Source organism: Citrobacter sp. MGH106, assembly GCF_001037495.1.
In the GTDB taxonomy this organism is placed as follows: Bacteria; Pseudomonadota; Gammaproteobacteria; order Enterobacterales; family Enterobacteriaceae; genus Citrobacter; species Citrobacter murliniae.
In genome coordinates this window covers 245,338-272,023 of record NZ_KQ089822.1, presented here as the reverse complement: position 1 = coordinate 272,023, position 26,686 = coordinate 245,338, and the positions used below count along the sequence as shown (strand labels likewise).

The following is a 26,686-nucleotide window of genomic DNA, read 5'->3' as shown; positions in this document are numbered from 1 at the left end:
TTATTCTCCCCGTGAGTCAGCGTTATCTTTCTTTTGCTGACGCCCCAGTTCACGTACCGCCATCACGCTGACGCCGGCAACCAGTCCTACTACGCCACCAAGCAGCCCAACAGCCCCGGCTGAAATGTTGCCGCCTTCTTTTATGTTGACATCAGGCTTCTCAGAACGCGGAGTCTGGTTTTCCACATGGGCGAGCTGGTGAATGCCTTTATGGAAACCAATGCCCTCTTCGTTACAGCCGTAGCACGGGTGACCAATTGCCACCGGCCACACGCCACCAACATCACAGAACTGCAATGTTGAGCAGTTGCCATACGTTTCTGGTCCTTTACAGCCCAGATGGTAGAGGCACCAACCTTCACGGTGACCTTCATCGCCAAACTCTTTGGCAAAGCGACCAGCATCGAAGTGCGGACGACGTTCACAATGCTCGTGAATCAGACGACCGTAGGCAAATGTCGGACGGTTTTTCGCATCCAGCTTCGGTGGTTTGCCATAGGTGATGATATGCGCGACAGTCGCGAGGAAGTTATGCGGGTTCGGCGGACAGCCGGGGATATTGATGATGGTTTTGCCTGGCAGAACTTCTTGCAAACCGACGGCACCCGTTGGGTTAACGCCAGCGGCAGCAACACCACCCCATGCGGCACAAGAGCCGATAGCAATGATAGCTGCTGCACCTTCTGCCGCTCTACGGATGTGATCCACAATTGGCTCACCGGCAACCATGCAGTAAATACCATTATCTTTTAGTGGGATAGAACCATCTACCACCAAAACATATTGCCCTTTGTACTTCTCCAGAGCGTTATGTTTATTCTCTTCAACCTGATGGCCGAAGGCGGCGGAGAGCACCTCATGGTATTCCAGAGAGATTGTCTCAAGGACGAGGTTTTCCACTGTAGGGTGTGTCGCACGAAGCAGAGATTCAGTACAACCCGTACATTCCTGAGCACCGATCCAGATAACTGGCGGGCGCTGAGGACGGGAAACTGATTCTGCCATTTCTGCGGCGGCTTTGCTACTGAGCCCCATGGTAGCGGCCAGTGCTGCACAAAGCTTCATGAAATCACGGCGATTGATGCCGTTCGAATTGATGAGAGAATTATCTCCAGTCATTTTATTGTTATTCCGTTGCGAAGACCTGGCTTTTTATTTTGCACCATTCGCATGTTGCATATTGCGATCGGCGCGCCATTTACCACACTTTTTATATGGTTATGTGCATTATAATACTTCGGCGGAGCAACAAAACGAAGGCGTAGGTCAATAGTGTAATTAATTAAAGCAAGATAATACCCCTTTTGGATCAAGCTTCGAGCCGATAGCCGGCCATGAAAAACCGAATTGTTGTACTCGACTGGTTCTCTTTAAAGAAATCCATCACCATCTCTTTATCCAGTCCATAACGACGCGTCAGGATCCCCGCCTCCCACGCGCTAAGCTGTCGATCACCCGTTTTTTCAAACATACGATGCGAAAAACCGAGCACAAATCCGCGCTTATAGTCAGCACAAAAACCAACCACTTTACGTGCACTGTCCGCACTTGAGGCGTTTAACCCGGCCATCAGGCCCTTACCAAAATGGTTGTCCATGCATATTCTCCAATCGCTATATAACAAATTATATAGCGATTTTTTAAGCAAAGACCAGAGGTATCACGCACTTTTTTGTGCCAGATTAAAAGGCCACCCATTCGTCCGTTTTAGGTGTCGCAGGTGTTCTGCTTTCTTCTGCAGAGGAAGCGGTGTTAGTTGAAGCGTATTGCACATCATTTGCAGAAAGCCGGAACTGCTGTACAGAGCGCTGTAGTTCTTCAGTCTGCCGCTCCAGTGCAACCGCCGCAGCAGAAACCTGTTCCACCAGCGCGGCGTTCTGCTGGGTCACGCTGTCCATTTGCGTAATCGCCACGCTGACCTGCGAAATACCTTTATTCTGTTCCTCAGAAGCAGAAGCGATTTGTTTCATAATGACGGTCACTTCGGTCGCACCGCGCAGAATTGCTTCCATCGTCGAGCCAGTCTCTTTAACCAGACGAGCCCCCTGATCGACACGGCGCGCCGATTCGCCAATTAATGTCTCTATCTCTTTCGCCGCCCCGGCACTACGACTGGCGAGATTGCGAACCTCACCGGCGACCACCGCAAAACCACGTCCCTGCTCGCCAGCTCTGGCAGCTTCGACTGCAGCATTGAGCGCCAGAATGTTCGTCTGGAAGGCGATACTATTAATAACTGAGGTAATTTCAGCGATCTGTTTCGAGCTGGCCGCAATACCATCCATTGTGTCGACCACTTGCGAAACTAACGTGCTACCTTTACCCGCCGTTTCTGTCGCAGTGTCGGCAAGCTGGCTGGCTTCGCGCGCGTTTTCAGCGTTCAGTTTTACCGTTGCGGTCAGCTGTTCCATGCTGGCTGCGGTCTCTTCCAGCGCAGCTGCCTGTTCTTCAGTACGTGAAGAGAGATCATTATTGCCGCTGGATATTTCTGTTGCCCCACGCCAGATGTTGTCGCTTCCCGAACGAATCGTGCTCACAGCTTCACGTAAGCTGTCCTGCATCGCGGACAGTAAAGGCACCAGTTGGCCCACGCAGTTACGCCCTAATTCTTCAATTGGATGACTAAGATCGCCCTGCGCAATCTGACGGAACTGTTGGCGAATACGCGCCAGCGGCTTCACCATCATTGAAACGAGGTAACGGTCGGTAAAGATAAGGATTGCAATCCCCAGGATGACGGCAGTGATAATTAACGTCCGGATGATAGACGTCTTGCTGTCAACCATAACACGTGTCGTATCCAGCCTCTCACCCGCAGTGGTATTAAAACGCTCGGCGCTGGCGCCAAATTCACGGCTCAGTGCAGGTGTGACGGTACTGGCATGTTCTGACCATGCCGTGAGGGTTCCCTGCTGCGCCAACTGCATTTGTGGGGTCACGCCTTTGTCCAGCAGTGCTTGCCACTTCGCCAGTACTGCGGCAGCAATTTCCGGATCCATCGGCCCTGGAGACAGTTTCTTCATCTCCTCAAGCTTTTTACTCATGTTATTCAGCGATTGTTGGGCAGGAGCAAAATCAGGTGTTCCCCCGCTAATTTTGACATCCATTGCCCGACTTAAACGCGTCACAAAACGGAAATACTGATCGTTTCCCTGGCTGAGAATCGTCATCTGCTGTACCAGATGGCGATCAATATCATTCCCTTCTGAGATTTTTGATAAAGAATGGAGACTGAATAAACCCACGCCCGACCAGAGCAGGCAAAAAAGTCCAAGTATTGCCAACATAACAATACGAATAGTGAAGTTTTTCAGCAAACGCATAATAATTTCCTTGCCGTTGATGAGGGGATTCGCCATCAGGCGAGACTTACCCTTGTTATCGGCAGAGAGCAGAGAAGATATAATGCGTTTGTTATTTTTTTACTTTTTTAAGTACATCTTAGTCTTTTCCGGCCATATCAATATGAATGCTAATGAAACCAGGTAGCATTCTTATTCAGATAACTAACCAGGTTAACTAAATAATGCCTTGTTTTTTATTATAAATATTTTTTAAACCATGAGATAGTCCGCTCCCAGGCTAAATCGGCAGCGGCTTTATCATAACGCGGCGTTGAATCATTGTGAAAACCATGATTAACCCCAGGATAGATAAATGCTTCATAGACTTTCTTATTGGCCTTCAGCGCTTCTTCATAAGCTGGCCAGCCTTCATTAATACGCTCATCTAATGCTGCATAGTGTAATAACAAAGGTGCATTGATTTTAGGGACATCTGACGCAGGCACCTGCCGCCCATAAAAGGGAACGGCACAGGCCAGTTCAGGAAAGGTGACAGCCGCTGCATTTGATACGCCACCTCCGTAGCAAAATCCGGTTATGCCGACCTTCCCCGTCGCTGTCGGATAACGCTGCATAAATTCAACTGCGGCAAAAAAATCGTTCATCAACTTAACAGGATCAACCTGTTGCTGTAATTCCCGGCCTTTATCATCATTCCCCGGATAGCCCCCTACTGAACTTAATCCATCCGGTGCGAGTGCCATATAGCCAGCTTTAGCCACCCGCCGGGCGACATCCTCAATATACGGATTCAACCCACGATTCTCATGTACAACAATGACCGCAGGTATTTTCCCCGACACTTTCACAGGCTTAACCAGATAAGCCCGCACATCGCCGTGCCCTTCAGGTGACGGGTAGGTAATGTACTCTGCCAGAATATCGGGATCGGTAAATTCCACCTGCACCGCCTGGGCATAATTCGGTTTCAACAAATTAAATAATGCCAGCGCCGTCATGCCGCCAACTGCATATTTCGCCGCTATATTGAGGAACTCTCGTTTAGATATTTTACCGTGAGCATAATAGTCATAGTAATTGAGTAGCTCCTGTGGAAAGTCTTTGGCTGTCAAACGCGGCATAGTTCCACTCCTGCATGATGTTTTTTTAAGCAAAGCACAGCGGCCTGTTTTTGCCCAGTTTTTCATCCCAATGTGACTTGTGAACGGGATATTCATCGCTAACCCGCTAGAATAGAAACGTTGTTTCGAAATTCACCTGCACTAAGGAGATCTCATGGCCTGGTTTGCCAATACTGAACGTTATGAGCAGATGCTCTATCGCTACTGTGGCCGTAGCGGTTTGCGCTTACCCGCGTTGTCGCTGGGTTTATGGCATAGTTTTGGACACGTTCAAGCACTGGATTCACAGCGTGCCCTGCTGCGCAAAGCATTTGATCTGGGGATCACCCATTTTGATTTAGCCAATAACTACGGGCCGCCTCCGGGTAGCGCGGAAGAGAATTTTGGCCGATTACTGCGCGAAGATTTTGCTCAGTATCGTGATGAATTGATCATCTCCACCAAAGCAGGCTATGACATGTGGCCGGGACCATACGGTTCGGGCGGATCGCGCAAGTACCTGCTTGCCAGCCTTGACCAAAGCCTGAAACGGATGGGACTTGATTACGTTGATATATTCTATTCTCACCGCGTGGATGAAAACACGCCAATGGAAGAGACCGCTGCTGCGCTGGCCCATGCCGTGCAAAGTGGCAAAGCGCTGTATGTCGGTATTTCATCCTATTCGCCCGAACGAACACAAAAAATGGCAGAGCTGCTGCGGGAATGGAAAATTCCGCTGCTGATCCACCAACCCTCCTACAACCTGCTTAACCGCTGGGTAGACAGCAGTGGTTTGCTCGATACGCTGGAATCCAACGGCATGGGCTGCATAGCTTTTACGCCACTGGCCCAGGGATTACTGACGGGGAAATATCTCAACGGCATTCCGGAAGGTTCGCGCATGCAGCGTGAAGGGAAAAAGGTTCGTGGACTGACGGAAAAAATGCTGTCGGAGGCGAATATTAACAGCCTGCGCTTGCTGAACGAAATGGCGCAACAACGCGGACAGTCAATGGCGCAGATGGCGTTGAGCTGGTTACTGAAAGATAACCGGGTGACATCAGTATTAATCGGTGCCAGCCGACCTGAACAACTGGAAGAAAACGTTCAGGCATTAAGCAATCTGACATTCAGTGTAGAAGAGCTGGCGCAGATTGATAAACACGTCGCCGATGGTCAGCTTAATCTGTGGCAGGCGTCATCAGACAAATAATCGTCTTTAATACTGTGCCGGGTGGCGGCGTTGCCGGCCCCGGCCAGAATGTTTCAGTACTTATGTCGTATCAGCTGGTCATCACAACTACCGAGAGCACAAAGTTCAGAGGCATGATGATGTAGTACAGTACTGAAATAACAGACGCCTCAAATCTCTTCCGCTTTGATCTGCGGACGCTGGTACTCCGGCCATACCAGCGCGACGAGTGTGGGGTAGGCTTCCAGACTGAACTCCCTGAAGCATTGTCGCAAATTGAGCACGTCCAGATCGGCATGTGGTACTTTCTCCCCACTCAGACAGCGTTTTTTGATGTTGTCGTAATATTTATACACCGCAGAGTTGAGATCGCTACAGCGTCGCTGTGAGTCAAATAGCCCAGGAGTTTCATTCAATTCCACCATTGTCATCCGTTTTATCGTCGAGTGAATAAAATCAATATATTCGTGGTTAACCCGCCAGTACCATACTGGGGTGATCGAATTCATCAGTACCGCAAAATGATCTTCACCCTCTTCTTTGCTTAGTATTTCTGGTTGGTTTGCTGATGTAAAATCCTCTGCATATCGGTTTTTATTTGTACTACGCATCAGAAAAAGTACACCGCAGGTAAGTAATAGCAGGGTAATAACAGAATAAAATATACTGTTCATATGCAGGCTCCGTTTTTTTTGATTTTAAATTTACCCCATGTTATTGTCAACGCGGCCTATCTTATTAAAAACATCCTATCATTGGCAGCAAAGGATATATCAACATGCTTCCCGAGCATCTTGTTCCCTCTCACTTTCATTTATCCACTTCCCCGAGCAATACCAGCACCACAGAAAATAGTGAAAATTTGACTCAGGGAAAGATTACGTTAAACGATTATGAAAAAGATATTTTGATCAGTTCCGCAGCGACCGGACAGTCACGAAATATGCTGTTTGAAGAGCGCGATCGTCATTTAAAAGAACGCCTTTTTCACGTAGCAAAAATTGAATCGTTCACGCGCTTGCTAAATGCCTTACAGGCAGAGGGTGACATTAACTCTCAAGAATTAAGTGAAATTCTGACTCAAAAAACGAACATGATAAATGAACATGGCAATAAAATTTGGCTTAATTTAATTACTCGTGAAACCGACGCCCCCATTTTTTATTCTCTGGTAGAAAAATAAGATGAAAGATGTTGAGGATAATAATGTTTATTTAGCTTTAGATAACCATAAAAGTGATGAGTTTGTCTTAAAGCAAAATCTGGCGGTGTTAATTGCCAATAAGAACGCGACACTGGAAAGCGTAGCTCAGGATATGGTCTCAATACCCGCAGCGCTGGTACGTATGAAATGGCAAAATCGCCGTGAAATCTATGCCCTGCAGGCTAAAGAAGAGATCTACGGGGCCGCTATTGAAGCCATCATTGCCCGGCAACCAGAGTTGCGCGACAAAATCTTGGCACGCCTGGAAAGCACATATCAACATATACTCGCTCGCGAAACAGCCACATTACGCCTGACACGCAAGCTGTCAGAGGGGAACTACGAAGCGACCAGAATCACTACAGTCGCATTGGACGAAGACAGATAGTCCAAGGTGATAACGGGGGAAGAAAACGCGGAAGTGGAAGGCCGGGTAAGGCTAACAGCATCACCCGGCAACAAAGAGGTTATTTTGCTTTCACAACCTCTTCACCAACCAAACCAATCTTCAGGAACCCTGCCTGGTGCAGCGTATCCATTACTTTCATCATGGTTTCATAGTCGACGGTCTTATCAGCACGGAAGAAGATAGTGGTATCTTTCTTCCCTTCCGTCAGCGCGTTCAGCTCGCTAATCATGGTTTCATCCGTCACCTGCTCGTTACCGATGAACATGGTGTTATCGGCTTTCACTGACAGGTAAACCGGTTTCTCCGGACGCGGTTGCGGCGTACTGGTGGATGCAGGGAGATTCACCTTCACATCCACAGTTGCCAATGGCGCTGCCACCATAAAAATGATCAACAAAACCAACATCACGTCGATAAACGGCGTCACGTTTATTTCGTGCATTTCACCGTTATCGTCCAGGTTTTCATTAAAGCTCATTGCCATGGAACATTATCCTACACGTAATTTCTGCGCAGCACGTACCGGATGAGCAGCAGCGCTTGCGCTCAGGTCCAGATCGCGACTTTGCAGCAACAACACCTGTGCCGCGACATCACCCAGCATAGCTTTGTAGCTGCCTATCTGACGTGCGAAGATGTTGTAGATAACAACCGCAGGAATTGCCGCTACCAGACCAATTGCAGTCGCTAGCAGAGCTTCTGCAATACCCGGTGCAACAACGGCCAGGTTAGTCGTTTGAGTTTGAGCAATACCGATGAAGCTATTCATGATGCCCCATACCGTACCGAATAGCCCCACAAACGGAGAAATGGCCCCGATGGTCGCCAGGTATCCATTACCGCGGCCCATCTGACGGCCGACTGCGGCGACACGACGCTCAAGGCGGAATCCGGTACGCTCTTTGATCCCTTCGTTGTCATCACTGCCTTCTGACAGTTCCAGCTCGTTCTGTGCTTCGTTAATTAGCAGTGAGCCCAGGCTTTTGGTATCAAATCCAGCGGCAATCTCACTTGCCTGATCTAAAGAGCGGGCTTCAGCCAGCATTTGCTGTTCACGCTTAAGGCGGCGCTTCTGTGTAAAGAACTCAAGGCTCTTGCTAAAGAAGATAGCCCAGGTGACCACTGATGCCAAAATCAGCCCAATCATCACGCACTTAACCACGATATCGGCGTGCTGATACATACCCCAGACGGAAAGGTCCGTCTGCATCAAATTATTACCCACTCTGTATCTCCAGGACGCAAATCACAAAATCTGAGCGTAATCATATCAAAACGACGTCGAATTGATAGTCGTTCTCATTACTATTTACATAGTGCCGCACCTTTGGTTTCTTTTCCTTGCGCTTACGCAGTAAAAAAGTCACCAGAATCATTTTGAGATTATTTTCTACTTTATGACCGCCGTGCAGGGTGCATGATGCTGGATCCATGCTAGTTTAGACATCCAGACGTATAAAAACAGGTATTAAAACATGGCAGACAAGCATCTTGAGACCAAACTTGTTCAGGCAGGGCGCAGTAAAAAGTACACGCTGGGCTCAGTTAATAGCGTGATCCAGCGCGCTTCTTCGCTGGTGTTTGAGTCCGTTGAGGCAAAAAAACAGGCTACGCACAACCGTGCTAACGGCGCTCTTTTCTATGGTCGTCGTGGAACGCTGACACATTTTTCACTACAGGAAGCAATGTGTGAACTGGAAGGCGGTGCGGGATGTGCCCTTTTCCCATGCGGTGCAGCAGCCGTCGCCAACACAATTCTGGCCTTTGTTGAACAAGGCGACCATGTGCTGATGACGAACACGGCCTATGAACCAAGCCAGGATTTCTGCACCAAAATTCTCGGCAAGCTCGGCGTCACAACCGGCTGGTTCGATCCGCTGGTGGGCGCCGATATTGTGAAACACATCCGGCCGAACACCAAAGTCGTATTTCTGGAGTCACCCGGCTCAGTCACGATGGAGGTGCATGATGTTCCGGCCATCGTTGCCGCGGTCAGAAGCGCTGCACCTGACGCAATCATTATGATCGATAACACCTGGGCTGCCGGAGTACTGTTCAAGGCATTGGATTTTGGTATCGATATCTCGATTCAGGCTGGCACCAAATACCTGATTGGCCATTCCGATGCGATGGTCGGTACGGCGGTGGCAAATTCCCGTTGCTGGGATCAACTGCGCGAGAACGCTTATCTGATGGGACAAATGCTGGATGCAGATACCGCCTATATGACCAGCCGTGGATTACGTACCCTGGGCGTTCGCCTGCGCCAACATCATGAAAGCAGTTTAAAAGTTGCCGAGTGGCTGGCAAGCCATCCGCAGGTTGCCCGCGTAAATCACCCTGCGCTACCGGGCAGCAAAGGCCACGAATTCTGGAAACGTGATTTCACGGGCAGCAGTGGACTGTTCTCATTCGTGTTGAATAAAAAACTGAATAATGAAGAGCTGGCGGCATATCTTGACCACTTTAGCCTGTTCAGCATGGCTTACTCCTGGGGGGGGTTTGAATCACTGATTCTGGCGAATCAACCTGAACACATTGCGGCAATCCGTCCGGAAGGAGAAGTGGACTTCAGCGGGACACTCATTCGTTTACACATCGGTTTAGAGAATGTTGATGATCTGATTGTGGATTTAGCCGCAGGATTTGCCCGAATCGAGTAACATTGCCGCAGATGGACATATATGCAGACACTTCTGGTGGAAAAGTCTGCAATTGTTGCGTCCGGGATCAAGGCATCCCGGACAATTCAGGAGTACAATCCACTCATAAACGCTGTTCCACAGGAAAGTTCATGGTCGTCATTCAAGATATTATCTCCGCGCTCTGGCAACACGATTTTGCCGCGCTGGCAGATCCGCACGTTGTGAGCGTTGTGTACTTTGTAATGTTTGCCACACTGTTTTTAGAAAACGGCCTGCTGCCTGCCTCCTTTTTACCCGGAGACAGCCTGCTGTTGCTGGCAGGGGCACTGATTGCACAGGACGTGATGAGCTTTTTACCCACCATCGCTATTCTGACAGCTGCAGCCAGTCTGGGCTGCTGGTTGAGCTACATTCAGGGACGCTGGCTGGGCAACACGCGCACGGTAAAAGGCTGGCTGGCACAATTACCCGAAAAATATCACCAACGTGCCACCTGTATGTTTGACCAACATGGACTAATGGCGCTGCTCGCCGGGCGTTTCCTGGCGTTTGTTCGCACTTTGCTGCCTACGATGGCGGGAATTTCAGGCCTTCCTAACCGTCGATTCCAGTTTTTTAACTGGCTGAGCGGTCTGCTGTGGGTCAGCGTCGTCACCAGCTTTGGCTATGCGCTCAGCATGATCCCGTTCGTTAAACGCCATGAAGACCAGGTCATGACCTTTTTGATGATCCTGCCGATTGCACTGCTAACCGCAGGTCTGCTGGGAACCTTATTTGTGGTGATTAAAAAAAAATACTGTAGTGCCTGAGTAACAGCCATCGCCATCCGGTACACATTACCGGGTGGCGCTTCTGCGACATCCTCAAAATCAACTCCCCTGCATCGTTCGAATTCTTGCCGCATCCTCACCCGGCGTCACACCAAAGTAGCGTTTGAACTCGCGGCTAAACTGCGATGCACTCTCATAGCCTACCCGCATCGCCGCCGCACTGGCTTTCATGCCGTCATGAATTATCATCATCCGCGCTTTATGCAGGCGATAACTCTTCAGATATTGCAGCGGGGAAGTGCTGGTTACCGATTTAAAATTATGATGAAACGCCGATACGCTCATATTGGCCTCTGCCGCCAGTTGCTCGACGTTGAGGTTCTCGGTGTATTTGTTCTCAATCCGCTTCAACACACGGCTTATCAAACTGAAATGCGTCTGGCGGCTGACCAGTGCGAGTAATGCGCCACCACGTGGCCCGGTCAGCACATGGTAAAGGATCTCGCGAATGATCTGTTTCCCCAGGATGCGCGCGTCCAGCGGTCGCTCCATTACATCCAGTAAACGCTCAGCTGCGCAGAGAATCTCGTCCGAAAGCGTGGCAGAGTTGATTCCGCTTGCCGCCATTGAGGGTTGAAACAACTCGTCCTCACCAATATCCATCAGCAACTCCTGCAATTGCAGAATATCAACATTCAGGCGGATACCGGCCAGCGGAACCTCCGGTGTCGCATAAGTTTCACATTCGAAGGGTAAAGGTACTGTCAGTAACAGGTATTCGTTGGCGTCATAACGAAATACACGTTCGTTTATGTAACCGATTTTATGCCCCGAGAAGAGAAATATGATGCCAGGCTGATACATCACTGGCGTACGCTGTCCCGGCTCAGTGCCATACAGTAAGCGCACATCAGGCAGTAGTTCGTTTAATCTATTTTCATTGTTTTTCAGTTTGTTAACTTTATCTGTCAACAGAAGACAGATCTCATCACGGTTCATAGAGCACCATTTCATTATCGGTTTTCGACCTTGATATAGTGCGCATATTTATCCGTTTTCTCCAGCAGTCTGTAGAAATGGGCAAGACATTGGCAGAAATGAGCATTGAGAGGAGCGCTTCTGGCGACCACAATGTTCACCATCAGGCAGACACTCGCCTGCCCTCTTTTTTACCCACATAAGGGAACGAGCAATGAACAACTTTAATCTACATACCCCTACTCGCATTTTGTTCGGTAAAGGCGCTATCGCAGAGCTGCGCGATCAAATCCCTCAGGACGCTCGCGTGTTAATTACCTATGGCGGCGGCAGCGTTAAAAAAACCGGCGTTCTGGCGCAGGTACAAGATGCCCTGAAAGGACTGGACGTACTTGAGTTTGGCGGAATTGAACCAAACCCGTCTTATGAAACCCTGATGAACGCAGTAAAAATTGTGCGTGATGAGAAAGTGACGTTCCTGTTGGCTGTAGGCGGCGGTTCTGTACTGGATGGCACAAAATTCATCGCAGCTGCAGCGCATTACGCTGATGGTATCGACCCATGGCGCATTCTGGAAACCCGCGGTAACGACGTGAAAAGCGCAGTACCAATGGGCTCTGTACTGACGCTACCAGCAACCGGTTCAGAGTCTAACTCCGGGGCCGTGATTTCCCGCAAAACCACCGGCGATAAACTGGCTTTTATGACCCCGTTTGTACAGCCTGTATTTGCCGTACTGGATCCGGTTTACACCTACACCCTGCCGCCGCGTCAGGTCGCTAACGGTGTGGTAGATGCATTTGTCCACACCGTGGAACAGTACGTGACGTACCCGGTAGACGGGAAAATTCAGGATCGCTTTGCCGAAGGTATTTTGCTTACGCTGGTAGAAGATGGTCCGAAAGCGTTGCAGGAACCAGAAAACTACAACGTACGTGCTAACGTCATGTGGGCGGCAACGCAGGCACTGAATGGTCTGATTGGCGCAGGCGTACCGCAGGACTGGGCAACCCATATGCTGGGTCACGAGTTGACTGCGATGCACGGTCTCGACCACGCTCAAACGCTGGCGATCGTCCTGCCTGCACTGTGGAATGAAAAACGCGATACCAAGCGAGCCAAATTACTGCAGTACGCAGAGCGCATCTGGAATATCACCGAAGGTTCCGATGACCAGCGTATTGATGCTGCCATCGCTGCCACCCGTCGTTTCTTCGAGCAAATGGGTGTACCAACGCGTCTGTCTGACTACGGTCTGGATGGTAGCTCCATCCCGGCGCTGCTGGAAAAACTGGAGGCACACGGTGGTACTAAACTGGGCGAACATCAGGACATTACACTTGACGTCAGTCGCCGGATTTACGAAGCAGCACGCTAAGCTTTTTTCACCTCTGACTTTCGTTTTTGGTCATTTAGTCCAGACTTAAGTCACACAAACCTCACCGGAGCCTGCTCCGGTGAACTCAATTTACACCTAATCATTCATGATGCATCGAGGCGGCAATTGAGAGAATCCCCAGGAGCGTACATAAGTACGTGACTGGGGTAAACGAAAGCAGCCAACAAAGAGGCAGCTTGAAGGATTCAGTGTATGGGGGGAATTATGACTAATCCAACTGTTATCAAGCTACAGGATGGTAACGTAATGCCACAGCTGGGCCTGGGCGTCTGGAAGGCAAGTAATGAGGAAGTAATCTCCGCTATTCATAAAGCGCTGGAAGTGGGTTATCGCTCTATCGATACTGCCGCCGCGTATAAAAATGAAGAAGGTGTTGGGAAAGCGTTACGTAATTCGGGCGTACCCCGGGAAGAGTTGTTCATCACCACCAAACTGTGGAATGACGATCAGAAACGTCCCCGTGAAGCTTTGCTCGAAAGTATGGAGAAACTCCAGCTTGATTACCTTGACCTTTACCTGATGCACTGGCCCGTCCCGGCTATCGACCATTACGTTGAAGCGTGGGAAAACATGATTGACCTGCAAAAACAGGGTCTGATTAAAAGCATCGGCGTGTGCAACTTTCAGATCAACCACCTCCAGCGTCTGATGGATGAAACGGGCGTTTCGCCGGTGATCAACCAGATCGAGCTTCATCCACTGCTGCAACAACGTCAGTTACATTCATGGAATGCGACGCATAAAATCCAGACCGAGTCCTGGAGTCCACTGGCACAAGGTGGGAAAGATGTGTTCGATCAAAAGATTATTCGCGACCTTGCTGAGAAATACGGCAAATCTCCGGCACAAATAGTTATCCGCTGGCATCTGGATAACGGTCTGGTGGTTATCCCGAAATCGGTAACCCCTTCCCGCATCGCAGAGAACTTTGATGTTTGGGACTTCCGCCTGGACAAAGATGAATTAGGCGAAATAGCTAAACTCGATCAGAGTAAACGCCTGGGTCCTGATCCAGACCAATTCGGCGGTTAATTCCCCTCTCCCGCCCGGCATTCTGCTGGGCCTTTTCATTTCATGAAATATCAGGAAACAATAAAACACCTGTTTATATGTGTATTTCCTGCGTCCACAAGCGCAGCATTACTACCAAATAACCACCTAATTATTAATGGTTATTATACTTAAAGAATACACATATCAATTTTTTATAGGTGTCAAACCGTGGCGGAAAACAAATCCCAGGGAGTTAAATGGCTCCCATTGATTCTTATAATATTAATCTCTTCTGGTCTCTGGCAACTCACCCCACCAACAGGGTTAAGTGCCCCAGCCTGGCATTCGGCGATTATATTTGTCGCCACTATCGCCTCTATCGTGGCAAAAGTTCTGCCGATTGGCGCTGTCGGCATTATTGGCATTACCGTTTTTGCACTCGCCTATGCCGCGGGGGATAAAACGGCCAGTGGTGCTATAACTACAGCACTAAGCGAGCTGAACAGTTCGCTTATCTGGCTTATCGTCGTCGCTTTTATGATTGCCCGTGGATTTATCAAAACCGGTCTGGGTCGGCGTATTGCGTTACAGATGATCCGACTGCTCGGTAAACGCACGCTGGGGCTCGCCTACGGTCTGGCTTTTGCCGATCTGATCCTCTCTCCCGCCATGCCAAGTAATACGGCGCGCTGCGGCGGCGTTATCTATCCGATTGCCGATTCTCTGGCACGCAGTTTTAACTCAAACCCAGAAGATGAATCTCGCAGCAAAATCGGTACCTTTCTCATCACTTGTATCGGCAATGTCAACGACGTCACCGCCGCGCTCTTTATGACTGGGTATACCGGTAACCTGCTGGCGGTGAAACTGGCGGCAAACGCAGGAATCACGTTGACATGGGGAAGCTGGTTTATGGCAGCGCTGCTGCCTTGCCTGGTGTCACTACTGCTGGTTCCGCTGCTGGTGTACTGGCTGGTGCGCCCGGAAATTAAACATACGCCTGATGCCCCTAATCTGGCCCGTAAAGAGCTGGCAGAAATGGGCCACATGTCACGCGGCGAGTGGTTGATGCTGGCGACCGTCGGCGTTCTGCTGGTGTTGTGGATCTTCGGTGATACGTTAGGTGTCGATGCCACTACGGCCTCGTTTGTTGGCCTGTCGATTTTATTACTTAGCGGCGTTCTGAGCTGGGAAGATGTGAAAAGCGAAAAAGGCGCATGGGATACACTGATTTGGTTCGCCGCGTTGCTGATGATGGCAAACCAGTTGAAAAAACTCGGCTTTACCACCTGGTTTGGTAACCTGATTGGCGATAGCCTTAGCAGCACCATGCACGGTACCAGTTGGGTGCTCGTTCTGCTGCTGCTTAACGCCGCCTACTTCTACACCCACTACTTTTTTGCCAGCGGAAACGCGCAGATTGCCGCACTGTATGCCGTATTCCTTGGCGTCGGCCTGCATCTGAATATTCCGGCTGCTCCTACAGCATTAATGTTGGCCTTCACCAGCAGCCTGTACTGTTCTCTCACTCAGTATACTCACGCCCGTGGTCCGATCCTGTTTGGCGCGGGATATGTACCAACGGGAGTCTGGTGGCGAACAGGATTTGTCATCAGCCTGTTTAACCAGGCGGTCTTCTTGACCGTGGGTTTGATGTGGTGGAAGGTGTTGGGTCTGTACTAAGCTGAAGTGAAACTGGCCCGGTAAGCGTTGCGCCACCGGGCTACACATTTAGCGCCCTGCCACTTTCCCGCGTTTTTTATTCGCCGCCGGTGTCTGGCGTTGATGTGCCACTGGCGTATGTTTGGTCAGCGCCGGACGTGTATGTCGGTTCTGGCGACGCGCTTCACGCATCTCTTCCAGCGTAGGAGACGGAACCAGACATTCGCGACGACCACCAATCAGATGCTTTTTACCCATATCTTCCAGCGCCTGACGAATTAGCGGCCAGTTGGCTGGATCGTGATAACGCAGCAACGCTTTATGCAGACGACGTTGTTTGTCGCCCTTCGGCACCACCACATCCTCACTCTTATAACCAATTTTACCCAGAGGATTTTTCCCGGTGTAATACATGGTTGTCGAGTTCGCCAGCGGCGATGGGTAGAAGTTCTGCACCTGATCCAGACGGAAACGACGCTGTTTCAGCCACAGCGCCAGATTTACCATATCCTCGTCACGCGTACCCGGGTGCGCAGAGATAAAGTATGGGATCAGGTACTGCTCTTTACCGGCCTGTTTAGAGTAGGTATCGAATAGTTCTTTAAAGCGATCGTAGCTGCCCATGCCCGGCTTCATCATCTTCGACAATGGGCCTTCTTCGGTGTGTTCCGGCGCAATCTTCAGATAGCCCCCCACGTGGTGGGTCGCCAGCTCTTTGATATAGCGGGGATCTTCAACCGCGATGTCATAACGCACACCAGAGGCGATAAGGATCTTTTTAATACCTTTTAAATCACGCGCACGACGATAGAGATTAATGGTCGGCTCGTGGTTGGTATCCATATGCGGGCAGATATCCGGGTAGACGCAAGACAAGCGACGACAGGTCTGTTCCGCGCGCGGCGACTTACAGCGCAGCATATACATGTTGGCCGTTGGGCCGCCAAGATCGGAAATCACACCGGTAAAGCCCGGAACGGTGTCACGAATCGCTTCGATCTCGTTGATGATCGAATCTTCCGAGCGGCTCTGGATGATGCGTCCTTCGTGCTCGGTGATCGAACAGAAAGAACATCCGCCAAAACACCCACGCATAATGTTGATCGAGAAACGGATCATTTCATAAGCCGGGATGCGGCTGTTACCGTACGCCGGATGAGGAACACGTTGATACGGCAGCGCGAAGACGCTATCCATCTCTTCAGTCGACAGCGGGATCGCTGGCGGGTTGATCCAGATGTAGCGATCGCCGTGTTTTTGCATCAGGGCGCGCGCGCAGCCAGGGTTTGTTTCGTGGTGCAGGATTCGTGATGCATGTGCATACAACACTTTATCGCCCTTCACCTTCTCAAAAGACGGCAGCAGCACGTAGGTTTTCTCCCACGGCTTCGGACGTGGCGGCTGAACGGTGACCGCTTTTGCTTCCTGCTTTTTAGGTGCAACAGGCTTGTTATCCGCGCAAGGCAGATCTTCACCATACGGATGTGGGATAGGATCAATTTTCCCCGGCGTATCCAGACGCGTGGAATCCACACCGCTCCAGCCTGGCAGCGCTTCTTTGACCATGATCGCGGTGTTACGCACGTCGCGGATCTGATCAATTGTCTCGCCCATCGCCAGACGGTGCGCCACTTCAACCAGCGGACGTTCGCCGTTGCCAAACATCAGCATATCCGCTTTGGAATCCACCAGCACAGAGCGACGCACGGTATCAGACCAGTAATCATAATGCGCAGTACGGCGCAGGCTGGCTTCAATACCACCGAGGATCACCGGAACATCTTTCCAGGCTTCTTTACAGCGCTGGGTATAAACCAGCGTAGCGCGGTCCGGGCGTTTGCCTGCAACGTTGTCCGGCGTATAGGCATCGTCATGGCGCAGTCGGCGATCGGCGGTATAACGGTTGATCATCGAGTCCATATTGCCGGCGGTCACGCCGAAGAACAGGTTCGGTTTACCCAGACGCATAAAATCGTCTTTGTTGTTCCACTCCGGCTGCGCGATAATCCCGACACGAAATCCCTGGGATTCCAGCATACGACCACAAATGGCCATACCAAAGCTTGGGTGATCGACGTAGGCATCACCGGTAACCAGAATAATGTCGCAGCTATCCCAGCCAAGTTGGTCCATCTCTTCTCGCGACATCGGCAGAAACGGCGCGGGACCAAAACAGGCGGCCCAGTACTGCGGCCAGGAGAAAAGGTCTCTGTCCGGTTGGATCAGGGATATTGCGCTCATAATGCTTCCAAAAATGGTAAAAAAATAATCAAAGGCCGGGGATTATACGCTGTATGTCCGCAAGAAATGAAGTGGAGTCTGAGCCAGACGGGTAGAAAGCTTTATAAATTGTTAAATTTTACTACACCCATTTTTTTCAATCATAATTAACACCATGCCGACCTGTTGAGATATCTCTTTTTCGGCGGGGGATTTTTCATTGCGACTCAACGATTCACTGCATATTTCCCAGTTACGGGTTGTTGTTCATCTGTGCGGATTTTTGGTTCTTCTGTACAGCTTCTCTATGCTGCCACCGATGGCCATCGCTCTGTTGCATAAAGAGCGGAGCTTTTTCGCTTTTTTCAGTACATTTATGACTTTCTTTACCCTCGGCGGCGGTGCATGGCTGGTAACAAAACATGCCGGTATTCAGCTACGAACCCGGGATGGTTTCGTCATCATCGTTCTCTTCTGGCTGCTTTTTTCATTTATCAGCGCGATGCCGATGTGGATGGACGATGGCTTAAATCTCTCCTTTTCCGATGCCCTGTTTGAAGGGGTCTCCGGCATTACCACTACCGGAGCAACGGTGATTGGCGACGTCAGCGCCTTGCCAAAGTCCTATCTGTACTATCGGGCTCAGCTCAATTTTATTGGCGGCCTGGGGGTTATTGTCCTCGCCGTAGCGGTATTGCCGCTGCTAGGTATCGGGGGTATGAAACTCTATCAGTCTGAAATGCCCGGCCCCTTTAAAGAAGAACGCCTCACGCCAAGACTTGCTGACACTGCACGCACGCTGTGGCTAACCTATTTCATTCTGGGACTTATCTGCACTCTGGCTTACTGGATTGCCGGTATGTCGTTTTTCGACGCTGTATGCCACGGGCTTTCGACGGTCTCCCTTGGCGGATTTTCCACCCGCAGCGAGAGCATCGGCTTTTATAACAGCCATGCTATTGAGCTTGTCGCCGGGCTGTTTTCGCTGTTATCTGCATTTAACTTCACCCTCTGGTACGTCGCTATCGTAAAACGTACCTTCAAGCCATTTCGCCGTAATGCCGAACTGCAATTCTTCTTGATTATTGCGCTGGTTATCACCCTGATCAGCACCTGGCAGGTCTGGCGAGCGGGCATGTACGGTATATCAGACAGTCTGGTGCACGCCTTTTTTCTGGCCAGCTCCATGTTGACAGATAATGGCCTGTCGACGGCGGATTACGCACAGTGGCCCTCACACACAATTTTCATGCTACTCAGCGCCAGTTTCTTTGGCGGTTGTGTGGGTTCGACCTGCGGGGGAATTAAGGTGCTGCGCTTTCTAATTATGTTCAAGCAGTGTCGTCAGGAGTTACACCAACTCGCGCACCCTCGCGCATTGCTGAATATCAAAGTTGGCAACAACGTGGTTACCGACCGTGTGGTTCGCTCGGTATGGAGCTTCTTTTTTCTTTATGTTTTGTTTACCAGCTTTTTCATCTGGGCGCTCAATTTGATGGGCTACGATCTCTTCTCATCTTTCGCCACCGTCGCCGCCTGCATCAATAATATGGGACTGGGATTTGGCGTAACCGCTACAACGTTTGGCACTTTACACGACGAGGCAAAGCTTCTGATGTGCGCAGCTATGATCATGGGGCGTCTGGAGATTTACCCCATTTTGATCCTTTTCTCGCGCATGTTCTGGCGGGCCTAACAGGCCCACCTGCGCATTACGGTGCCGGATTCACCAGCATCTGTCCGATGGAGCCACGATCCGCCATTTCCAGCGTCTGGCTGTTGAAGTAGAACGGGAAATGGGCCCAGGAAGGCTGTCCGTAATAGACCAGCAACTCCACCTGACCGTCCACCCAGACGGTATCTTTCCAGCCCCTGTCTTCCGGGAACGGCATTGCGCCATTCACATTACGGACCAGGAAAGAGACGCCTTCAATATGGAACGCCTGCGGCATATCCGCGCGTACTGTCCAGCGCTCCCAGGTTCCCTGCTGAGCGGTGATATCCATGCGGTTTACATCCCACAGTTGACCATTGATGCCAGGATCGTCATCGAGGCTGATATCGCGGCTACGAATCGGCGTTCCACTCAAAATTTCTGTTGGCAAAAGACGCATCGGCAGACTGTCAGTCACCAGCGGTAGCAGGCCTGTGGGTCGCAGCGTTAATACCAGTGTGGAGACCAGAATACTGGAAGGTTCAAAGAATCCCCGGATCCGGTCAACAATACTGGCTGCCTCACCACAGGTGATCGACACTTCGTCACCGTTAGTCATATCCACCAGAATCTCACGCCGCTCGCCAGGCGCCAGCGATAGCTGTTTCACCGACACCGGAGCCGGTAAAAAACCTTGATCGCCGGAAATAACATGCAGTGCGCGCCCGTCGCTCATTTGCAGTTGGTAACGACGAGAGTTAGAAGCGTTCAGCAGACGCAAACGTACCCAGCCACGAGACACTTCCACATAAGGACTCTGCGCCCCGTTGACCAATAACGTATCACCGACAAAACCACCACTGCCCGGTTCGCTGTATTCCGGCGTACCAAAGTTATCCAGACGCTTATCCTGAATAATGATCGGAAAATCATCCACGCCATAATGGTTGGGAATAGGCAGTGATTTACTCACTTCATCTTCGACCAGCCACATCCCGGCAAGACCGTTATAGACCTGCTGTGCGGTACGGTTTGGCGTATTGGCGTGATACCACAACGTCGCGGCGCTCTGGCGAATCGGCAGGACCGGCGCCCAGTCCGCATTCGGCGACATCATTCGTGCCGGGCCCCCCATCAGTGGGCCAGGTACCTGCAATCCGGCGATGGTCATCGAGACATTTTCAGTCAGACGGTTGCTGTAGATAAGCTTAACGTCATCCCCTTTCCAGACGCGGATTGTCGGCCCCAGGTAGCGCCCGTTAATTCCCCAGACAGGCGCGCGCGTACCTTGTGTAAAGGACCAGTGAGCGCGTTGCAGGGTCATAAATAACGGCTGTCCCCGGCGGGACTCCAGCAGTGGCGGAACAGGTAGAGGTTGTTGCTGACCGGCAGCATTAGCCTTCAGCGGAACAGCACCTGCACACAGTGCGATTCCCGATGCCTGAATGAACTGACGCCGACTGAGTGACATATAAGCTCCATGTAAAACTGGCTATTAACACGCAGGAAATCACTTCCTGTAAAAAACTCGAATTGCGCGAATCAAACCTTACCGGCAGCTTCCCGCTCGGCAACTTCTTTGTCGAGTTCGGCGATTTTTTGTTCCATCAGCGTACGGCAATGCGCTGCCAGTTCACGAACCTGATCCTTACCAAAATGACTGATATCCACCGGCGGTAACATCTCAACGATCGCCAGACCATTATTCAGCCGGTTAAGTTTAATCTTATTCGAAGTCGTTGAAACACATACCGGGATAACAGGGACGCCAGCAGCAATTGCCGCATGAAACGCGCCAGTTTTAAATGGCAACAGGCCACGGCCACGGCTACGCGTTCCTTCCGGGAACATCCAGATGGAAATACGGCGTTTTTTGAAATGGTTCACCACCGCTGCAATCGTACTGTGCGCTTTCGCACGATTATTTCTGTCAATCAACAGATTACCGGTGAGCCAGTACAGTAGACCGAAGAAAGGGATCCACAACAGGCTTTTTTTACCAACCGTTACTGTCGGTGGCTGAACAATATTCGCGGCAGTAACCATGTCGTAGTTATTCTGGTGGTTACAAATATAGATGGCATTACCATAGTCCTTCGCGTCCGCTGGCATACGGCACTCAACCTTCAGGCCGTAAAGAGGAGCCAGCCGACCAAACATATGGCCGAACGTCGCGACGTGTTTTGGATTTCGCGGGCTGAAAAGACAGTATATACAACCGAAAATACAGACCAGAATGCAGTAAATAACAGTAATAAATAAACGAAAAATATATAGCATAACAACCTCTAAGGCCTAAGAGCCTGGCATTTTACGTCACCTGATCCAGAACACAGTATCAGGTTAGGGCTTTGTTAAGAGCGGCTCTCTGGAAAAGCGTATTGTTAATCGCAACGCACGAATAAACAACGGGTTCACGGGAATTTTTAACGTTTGCTCTCCCTCCGTAAAAGAAGGGAGAGCCAAACGACAGCGTTATTCTTCGCTGTCGCCGTTGCTGGCACGTCGAGGCGAGTCAATCTCAATACGATCAATGCGCTGCAGACCGCGCATTAGCGTACCGCGACGACCACGCTCGCCGGTTACCTTCTGCAACTCTTCTGGGCGCAGTTTAATTTTGCGTTTACCGACGTGAATTGTCAGCGTGCTTTGCGGCGGTAATACATAGAGCAGTGCCAGACCATCTTCACCTTTTGCCGCTTCCGCAGAAGGAATGTTGATTATCTTATTCCCTTTGCCTTTCGACAATTGCGGCAGATCGCTCACCGGGAACATCAACATACGTCCGGCCTGGGTGATCGCCAGCAACATATCGGTTTCATCTTCGATCACTACCGGTGGCATGACATGCGCATTCTCCGGTAACGTAATCAACGCTTTACCCGCACGGTTACGCGCTACCAGGTCATTGAAAGTACAGACGAAGCCGTAGCCAGCATCTGACGCCATTAATAGTTTCTGGTCATCGCCTTCCATCAGCATGTGCTCAACCGTCGCACCTGGCGGCAGCGTGAGTTTACCGGTCAGCGGTTCGCCCTGACCACGTGCTGACGGCAGAGTAATCGGATCGATAGCATAGCTTCGCCCGGTCGAGTCAACAAAGACCACCGGTTGGTTGCTCTTACCTTTCACCGCAGCTTTATAGCTGTCACCCGCTTTATAGCTTAATCCCGGCGCATCGATATCGTGCCCTTTCGCGCTACGTACCCAGCCACTCTGAGACAACACAATGGTGACCGGCTCAGACGGCAGCATGTCATGCTCGCTCATTGCTTTGGCTTCTTCACGCTCCTTCAGAGGGGAACGGCGATCGTCACCATAAGCGTCTGAATCCGCCTGCAACTCTTTCTTCAGCAGGTTACTCATTTTGCGTTCGGAGGCCAGAATGCCCTGCAGCTGATCGCGCTCTTTAGCCAGTTCATCCTGCTCGCCACGGATTTTCATCTCTTCGAGTTTGGCAAGATGGCGCAATTTCAGCTCAAGGATGGCTTCAGCCTGCGTTTCGGAAATACCAAACCGCGACATCAGCTCGGGTTTGGGTTCATCTTCATGACGAATAATTTCAATCACTTCGTCAATGTTGAGGAACGCCACCAGCAAACCTTCGAGGATATGCAGGCGCTTGAGTACTTTTTCCAGACGATAGTTCAGACGACGACGCACCGTGTCGCGACGGAACGCCAGCCACTCGGTCAGGATCTCCAGCAGGTTTTTCACCGCCGGGCGACCGTCGAGACCTATCATGTTCAGGTTGATACGGTAGCTTTTTTCCAGATCGGTGGTAGCAAACAGGTGGTTCATCACCTGCTCCATGTCCACGCGGTTAGAGCGCGGCACAATCACCAGACGGGTCGGATTTTCGTGATCCGATTCATCGCGCAGATCGTCCACCATCGGTAGCTTTTTATTGCGCATCTGGGCAGCGATCTGTTCCAGCACTTTCGCCCCGGAAACCTGGTGCGGTAGCGCAGAGATCACCACCGCACCGTCTTCTTTCGTCCATACTGCACGCATACGTACAGAGCCGCGCCCGTTTTCATAAATCTTACGAATTTCTGCGCGAGGAGTGATGATTTCCGCTTCGGTCGGATAATCCGGTCCCTGTACGATATCCAGCAGTTGATCCAGCGTTGTTTTCGGCTGCTCAATCAGCGTAATCGCCGCTTTCGCCACTTCACGCAGGTTATGCGGAGGAATGTCCGTAGCCATCCCGACGGCAATCCCGGTGGTGCCGTTAAGCAGAATATTCGGCAAGCGCGCAGGCAGCATCTTCGGCTCCTGCATGGTGCCGTCAAAGTTAGGCACCCAGTCCGACGTCCCCTGACCAAGCTCACCCAGCAGGATTTCCGCGTATTTGGACAGTCGGGATTCGGTATAACGCATCGCTGCGAAGGATTTCGGATCGTCCGGCGCCCCCCAGTTCCCTTGCCCGTCAACCAGCGGATAACGGTAAGAAAACGGTTGTGCCATCAGTACCATGGCTTCATAGCAGGCACTGTCACCATGTGGATGGTATTTACCCAGCACATCACCGACGGTACGCGCGGATTTTTTAAATTTGGCGCTGGCATTCAGCCCCAGTTCGGACATCGCGTAAACGATGCGACGCTGAACGGGTTTCAAACCATCGCCAATAAACGGCAACGCCCTGTCCATGATGACGTACATGGAATAGTTCAGATAGGCGTTTTCCGTGAATTCATGCAGCGCAAGGCGCTCTGCCATATCGCTCATTAATCGTGGTTCCTCAACTGTAAGCCCGAACAATACCCAGTATCTGTCAGGCAATATTGCCGCAGATACTACCCTATCTGGCGTGTTGAGTCACAAAGTTCAGTGGTTTTACCGCCGCAGATAGCGACGGCGATCGTCTCCTTAGTACTTCGCTCTTAATGCGCCCGGATATAGAGCTCTTTGCTATACACATAGTCTTGGGGATTATGCACAGGAAACCCTCCCACATAGGGTTTAAGTAATTTGATCAACGGCTGATAATAGATAGGAATGATGGGGGCTTGCTGGTTAATAATACCTTCCGCTTGCGCATACAGCTGGTTTCGCTGTGCAGCATCGGGCGTACGAGCCGCCTGCGCCAACAACGCGTCATAGCGCGCATCGCGCCACTGACCGACATTTTCTGCATTGCCTGACTGCAACGTATTCAGGAACGTTGACGCTTCATTATACGTCGCGTCCCACGACTGGCGAGACAACATGAAGTCCCCCTCACGACGTGCATCCAGATATGTTTTCCACTCCATGGTGCGCAACTTAACATCAGCCCCAAGCCATTTTTTCCACTCTGAGGACAAGGCAATGGCCGTTTTCTCATGCAGGTCGTACTTATTGTAAAACAGCTCAAACGTTAACGGATGCTGCTCGTCAAATCCGGCTTGTTTCAATAACGCTTTCGCTTCGGCAACCCGCTCATTCCACGGTGCCTGAAGATCGGTCAGCACAGGCGGCGTGAAACCGGTAACCTGCGGCGGTGTTAGCGTCGTTGCAGGTGTACGTAATCCAAGGACTTTCTCAGCAATAAGCTGTCGATTGGCCGTTAAGTACAGTGCCCGACGCACCCGGACATCGTTGAACGGCGCTTTGCGGATGTTGAAGTTGTAATACTCGCTGTTCAGGCGAGGGATCACCCGTAGCTCGCCCGGCAGATTCTTTTTTATCGCCGGAATTTGCTGAGTCGGAATCCAGGTGAGATCAACATCGCCGGCACGATAGCGATTGTACCCCGTCACGGCGTTATCTAACGACAGATAGTCGACCTGCTGTAAAACAGTATGTTGCGCATCACGGTAACGAGGATTTTTACGCACAACGATCTTCTCGTTCACCACCCATTTATCCAGCACAAATGCACCATTGGAAACCAGATGTTCAGGCTTACTCCACGCATCACCATATTGCACAATGGTGTGCTGCGGGACGGGAAATAACGTGGGCCACGCCAGCATGGTAGTGAACCACGGTACAGCCTGTTCGAGAGAGACTTCAAGGGTAACATCGTCCACAGCCTTCACCCCCAACGAACTAACGGGGGATTTACCGTCAACAATCGCCTGCGCATTTTTAATATGCGCCGCCGCCAGATATCCGGCAAACGGGCTGAGGGTATGCGGGTCAACCGCTCGCTGCCATCCCGCCACGAAATCCTGTGCAGTCAGCGCCACACCGTCTGACCATTGCAGCCCTTTACGCAGGTGAAAAATATAGCGTTTACCGCCATCCAGAACGTCCCAGCGCTGAGCCTGAGCAGGCTGCACTTTCCCTTCACCATCCATCCAGACCAGCCCTTCAAAGAGATCGAGTACAATTTGCGCGGCGGTATTTTCTTCCACTTTTTGCGGATCCAGGGTGCCCGGATCGCTGTGGTTGTTGTAACGAAAAATTTGTTGTGGGGCGAGAGGTGTTCCGTCTGGGATCGTTGCGGCAAAAAGCGAGGGACTGCACATCAGGCTGACCAGCCATAATAATGGATGCGTTTTCATGATTTCTCTGTCGATAAAAATGATACCGCTACTTTACATGTTGTGGCCCTCTACAGGCTGATTTGTATCACATTTAGGACAAAGAAAAGGGCCGCGAATGCGGCCCTGATGCTGATTACTTGGCGACTTTAGTAATCTGTTTCACATCGATTTCGACGGAGTTCCAGTCTTTATCAACTTCACCCTGGATTTCCACGACATCCTGCGGTGTTACGGTTACGCCATTCCAGCGTTTATGGTCAATATCTACATTCACCGTACCGGTGGCGTCTTTAAACAGGTACAAATCGTCGGAAATACGCTCGACGATATTACCGCGCAGGGTTACCCAGGTATCATCACGCAGGGATTTAGCACTTTCTACCGTCGTGCTGCTGCCGTTCGGACCAACGAACCCACCGCTTTGGCTTTGCGTCGCGGTCGGGCCAGAGAAGCCGCCCTGCTGCGCTGCCAAAACAGGTGCGGAACACAATGCCATCACGGCAACCATTGCAGCTAATTTTTTCATGTTCATGTCTCCCTTTCATGTTGTTTCACGACTATTTAATAAGTTAATCCTTAACAACTTCTTAAGCCAAAAAAAAGATTCTTTTTTGCTGTACAGCATCCGCTGCCACAAGGTTTACTGACAGGCAACAGAGTTATCGCAGGGAAG

The 26,686-nt window shown here is 50.8% G+C and carries 23 protein-coding genes; 9 read left to right on the top strand and 14 right to left on the bottom strand.

From position 1 onward, the window contains the following. From hybO to yghX, 4 genes are all read right to left on the bottom strand, one after another. Window positions 1-1,119: a hydrogenase 2 small subunit gene (gene hybO, locus SK36_RS01285; RefSeq protein WP_045447522.1), complete on the bottom strand. Its 1,119-nt coding sequence runs from the start codon at window positions 1,117-1,119 to the stop codon at window positions 1-3. Window positions 1,120-1,309: 190 nt separating this feature from the next. After that, window positions 1,310-1,597: a DUF2623 family protein gene (locus SK36_RS01280; protein WP_048220553.1), complete on the bottom strand. Its 288-nt coding sequence runs from the start codon at window positions 1,595-1,597 to the stop codon at window positions 1,310-1,312. An 85-nt stretch (window positions 1,598-1,682) separates the two neighbouring features. Further along, the gene (locus SK36_RS01275; RefSeq protein ID WP_048220552.1) at window positions 1,683-3,323 is read right to left on the bottom strand and encodes a methyl-accepting chemotaxis protein; all 1,641 of its coding nucleotides are present in this window, start codon (window positions 3,321-3,323) and stop codon (window positions 1,683-1,685) included. A 218-nt stretch (window positions 3,324-3,541) separates the two neighbouring features. Beyond that, entirely contained in the window at window positions 3,542-4,426 is an 885-nt protein-coding gene (gene yghX / locus SK36_RS01270) for a YghX family hydrolase (RefSeq protein WP_048220551.1), read from the bottom strand. 154 nt (window positions 4,427-4,580) lie between these two features. Between yghX and SK36_RS01265 the strand changes: the two genes are divergently transcribed. After that, window positions 4,581-5,621: an aldo/keto reductase gene (locus SK36_RS01265; protein ID WP_048220550.1), complete on the top strand. Its 1,041-nt coding sequence runs from the start codon at window positions 4,581-4,583 to the stop codon at window positions 5,619-5,621. Between the two features lie 149 nt (window positions 5,622-5,770). Here SK36_RS01265 and SK36_RS01260 read toward each other — a convergent pair whose 3' ends face one another. Beyond that, complete coding sequence (locus SK36_RS01260; RefSeq protein WP_048220549.1) at window positions 5,771-6,274, bottom strand: ESA_00282 family adhesion-associated protein; 504 nt, start codon at window positions 6,272-6,274, stop codon at window positions 5,771-5,773. 104 nt (window positions 6,275-6,378) lie between these two features. Here SK36_RS01260 and SK36_RS01255 point away from each other — a divergent pair, with 104 nt between their 5' ends. Next, window positions 6,379-6,783: a hypothetical protein gene (locus SK36_RS01255; RefSeq protein ID WP_048220548.1), complete on the top strand. Its 405-nt coding sequence runs from the start codon at window positions 6,379-6,381 to the stop codon at window positions 6,781-6,783. A 1-nt stretch (window position 6,784) separates the two neighbouring features. After that, window positions 6,785-7,192 carry a hypothetical protein gene (locus SK36_RS01250; protein WP_048220547.1) on the top strand — a complete coding sequence of 136 codons (408 nt, stop codon included), beginning with the start codon at window positions 6,785-6,787 and terminating at the stop codon, window positions 7,190-7,192. A 79-nt stretch (window positions 7,193-7,271) separates the two neighbouring features. On the opposite strand, the gene exbD is transcribed toward SK36_RS01250, so the two are convergent. Further along, the gene (gene exbD / locus SK36_RS01245) at window positions 7,272-7,697 is read right to left on the bottom strand and encodes a TonB system transport protein ExbD (RefSeq protein WP_045447545.1); all 426 of its coding nucleotides are present in this window, start codon (window positions 7,695-7,697) and stop codon (window positions 7,272-7,274) included. Window positions 7,698-7,703: 6 nt separating this feature from the next. Continuing rightward, complete coding sequence (gene exbB / locus SK36_RS01240; RefSeq protein ID WP_045447548.1) at window positions 7,704-8,438, bottom strand: tol-pal system-associated acyl-CoA thioesterase; 735 nt, start codon at window positions 8,436-8,438, stop codon at window positions 7,704-7,706. Window positions 8,439-8,688: 250 nt separating this feature from the next. Between exbB and metC the strand changes: the two genes are divergently transcribed. Continuing rightward, on the top strand, window positions 8,689-9,876 hold the full coding sequence (gene metC, locus SK36_RS01235) for a cystathionine beta-lyase (protein ID WP_048220546.1): 1,188 nt from the start codon (window positions 8,689-8,691) through the stop codon (window positions 9,874-9,876). Window positions 9,877-10,007: 131 nt separating this feature from the next. Then, window positions 10,008-10,667 (top strand): DedA family general envelope maintenance protein YghB, encoded by a 660-nt coding sequence (gene yghB, locus SK36_RS01230; RefSeq protein ID WP_045447552.1) that lies wholly within the window; start codon window positions 10,008-10,010, stop codon window positions 10,665-10,667. A 60-nt stretch (window positions 10,668-10,727) separates the two neighbouring features. On the opposite strand, the gene SK36_RS01225 is transcribed toward yghB, so the two are convergent. Further along, a complete protein-coding gene (locus SK36_RS01225) occupies window positions 10,728-11,627 on the bottom strand; it encodes an AraC family transcriptional regulator (RefSeq protein WP_045447565.1) in 900 nt (299 codons plus the stop codon). A 193-nt stretch (window positions 11,628-11,820) separates the two neighbouring features. On the opposite strand from SK36_RS01225, the gene yqhD reads away from it, so the two are divergent. From yqhD to SK36_RS01210, 3 genes are all read left to right on the top strand, one after another. Further along, window positions 11,821-12,984: an alcohol dehydrogenase gene (yqhD, locus tag SK36_RS01220; RefSeq protein WP_045447568.1), complete on the top strand. Its 1,164-nt coding sequence runs from the start codon at window positions 11,821-11,823 to the stop codon at window positions 12,982-12,984. 225 nt (window positions 12,985-13,209) lie between these two features. Further along, window positions 13,210-14,037 (top strand): 2,5-didehydrogluconate reductase DkgA, encoded by an 828-nt coding sequence (gene dkgA / locus SK36_RS01215; protein WP_045449780.1) that lies wholly within the window; start codon window positions 13,210-13,212, stop codon window positions 14,035-14,037. Between the two features lie 189 nt (window positions 14,038-14,226). Next, entirely contained in the window at window positions 14,227-15,681 is a 1,455-nt protein-coding gene (locus SK36_RS01210) for a DASS family sodium-coupled anion symporter (RefSeq protein WP_048220545.1), read from the top strand. Window positions 15,682-15,729: 48 nt separating this feature from the next. Here the strand turns inward: SK36_RS01210 and SK36_RS01205 are convergent, their stop codons facing one another. After that, entirely contained in the window at window positions 15,730-17,901 is a 2,172-nt protein-coding gene (locus SK36_RS01205; RefSeq protein ID WP_045447574.1) for a YgiQ family radical SAM protein, read from the bottom strand. 199 nt (window positions 17,902-18,100) lie between these two features. On the opposite strand from SK36_RS01205, the gene SK36_RS01200 reads away from it, so the two are divergent. After that, complete coding sequence (locus SK36_RS01200; protein ID WP_048220544.1) at window positions 18,101-19,576, top strand: TrkH family potassium uptake protein; 1,476 nt, start codon at window positions 18,101-18,103, stop codon at window positions 19,574-19,576. A gap of 16 nt (window positions 19,577-19,592) precedes the next feature. Here the strand turns inward: SK36_RS01200 and ftsP are convergent, their stop codons facing one another. The 5 genes from ftsP to SK36_RS01175 form a co-directional block, all read right to left on the bottom strand. Beyond that, on the bottom strand, window positions 19,593-21,005 hold the full coding sequence (gene ftsP, locus SK36_RS01195) for a cell division protein FtsP (RefSeq protein WP_045447580.1): 1,413 nt from the start codon (window positions 21,003-21,005) through the stop codon (window positions 19,593-19,595). Window positions 21,006-21,076: 71 nt separating this feature from the next. After that, window positions 21,077-21,814 carry a 1-acylglycerol-3-phosphate O-acyltransferase gene (gene plsC / locus SK36_RS01190; protein WP_045447583.1) on the bottom strand — a complete coding sequence of 246 codons (738 nt, stop codon included), beginning with the start codon at window positions 21,812-21,814 and terminating at the stop codon, window positions 21,077-21,079. 195 nt (window positions 21,815-22,009) lie between these two features. Next, the gene (parC, locus tag SK36_RS01185; RefSeq protein WP_048220542.1) at window positions 22,010-24,268 is read right to left on the bottom strand and encodes a DNA topoisomerase IV subunit A; all 2,259 of its coding nucleotides are present in this window, start codon (window positions 24,266-24,268) and stop codon (window positions 22,010-22,012) included. A gap of 155 nt (window positions 24,269-24,423) precedes the next feature. Further along, complete coding sequence (locus SK36_RS01180) at window positions 24,424-26,031, bottom strand: ABC transporter substrate-binding protein (protein ID WP_048220541.1); 1,608 nt, start codon at window positions 26,029-26,031, stop codon at window positions 24,424-24,426. Window positions 26,032-26,146: 115 nt separating this feature from the next. After that, the gene (locus tag SK36_RS01175) at window positions 26,147-26,539 is read right to left on the bottom strand and encodes a YgiW/YdeI family stress tolerance OB fold protein (RefSeq protein ID WP_045447592.1); all 393 of its coding nucleotides are present in this window, start codon (window positions 26,537-26,539) and stop codon (window positions 26,147-26,149) included. Window positions 26,540-26,686 lie beyond the last annotated feature (147 nt).

Bases quoted from the DNA above. Each gene is read 5' to 3' on its own strand.
- yghB (WP_045447552.1), top strand. From the start codon at position 10,008: ATGGTCGTCATTCAAGATATTATCTCCGCGCTCTGGCAACACGATTTT.
- yghX (WP_048220551.1), bottom strand. From the start codon at position 4,426: ATGCCGCGTTTGACAGCCAAAGACTTTCCACAGGAGCTACTCAATTAC.
- SK36_RS01275 (WP_048220552.1), bottom strand. From the start codon at position 3,323: ATGCGTTTGCTGAAAAACTTCACTATTCGTATTGTTATGTTGGCAATA.
- SK36_RS01280 (WP_048220553.1), bottom strand. From the start codon at position 1,597: ATGGACAACCATTTTGGTAAGGGCCTGATGGCCGGGTTAAACGCCTCA.
- metC (WP_048220546.1), top strand. From the start codon at position 8,689: ATGGCAGACAAGCATCTTGAGACCAAACTTGTTCAGGCAGGGCGCAGT.
- SK36_RS01265 (WP_048220550.1), top strand. From the start codon at position 4,581: ATGGCCTGGTTTGCCAATACTGAACGTTATGAGCAGATGCTCTATCGC.
- SK36_RS01250 (WP_048220547.1), top strand. From the start codon at position 6,785: ATGAAAGATGTTGAGGATAATAATGTTTATTTAGCTTTAGATAACCAT.
- SK36_RS01225 (WP_045447565.1), bottom strand. From the start codon at position 11,627: ATGAACCGTGATGAGATCTGTCTTCTGTTGACAGATAAAGTTAACAAA.
- hybO (WP_045447522.1), bottom strand. From the start codon at position 1,119: ATGACTGGAGATAATTCTCTCATCAATTCGAACGGCATCAATCGCCGT.
- SK36_RS01175 (WP_045447592.1), bottom strand. From the start codon at position 26,539: ATGAAAAAATTAGCTGCAATGGTTGCCGTGATGGCATTGTGTTCCGCA.
- ftsP (WP_045447580.1), bottom strand. From the start codon at position 21,005: ATGTCACTCAGTCGGCGTCAGTTCATTCAGGCATCGGGAATCGCACTG.
- exbD (WP_045447545.1), bottom strand. From the start codon at position 7,697: ATGGCAATGAGCTTTAATGAAAACCTGGACGATAACGGTGAAATGCAC.
- plsC (WP_045447583.1), bottom strand. From the start codon at position 21,814: ATGCTATATATTTTTCGTTTATTTATTACTGTTATTTACTGCATTCTG.
- SK36_RS01205 (WP_045447574.1), bottom strand. From the start codon at position 17,901: ATGAGCGCAATATCCCTGATCCAACCGGACAGAGACCTTTTCTCCTGG.
- SK36_RS01255 (WP_048220548.1), top strand. From the start codon at position 6,379: ATGCTTCCCGAGCATCTTGTTCCCTCTCACTTTCATTTATCCACTTCC.
- SK36_RS01260 (WP_048220549.1), bottom strand. From the start codon at position 6,274: ATGAACAGTATATTTTATTCTGTTATTACCCTGCTATTACTTACCTGC.
- yqhD (WP_045447568.1), top strand. From the start codon at position 11,821: ATGAACAACTTTAATCTACATACCCCTACTCGCATTTTGTTCGGTAAA.
- dkgA (WP_045449780.1), top strand. From the start codon at position 13,210: ATGACTAATCCAACTGTTATCAAGCTACAGGATGGTAACGTAATGCCA.
- SK36_RS01180 (WP_048220541.1), bottom strand. From the start codon at position 26,031: ATGAAAACGCATCCATTATTATGGCTGGTCAGCCTGATGTGCAGTCCC.
- parC (WP_048220542.1), bottom strand. From the start codon at position 24,268: ATGAGCGATATGGCAGAGCGCCTTGCGCTGCATGAATTCACGGAAAAC.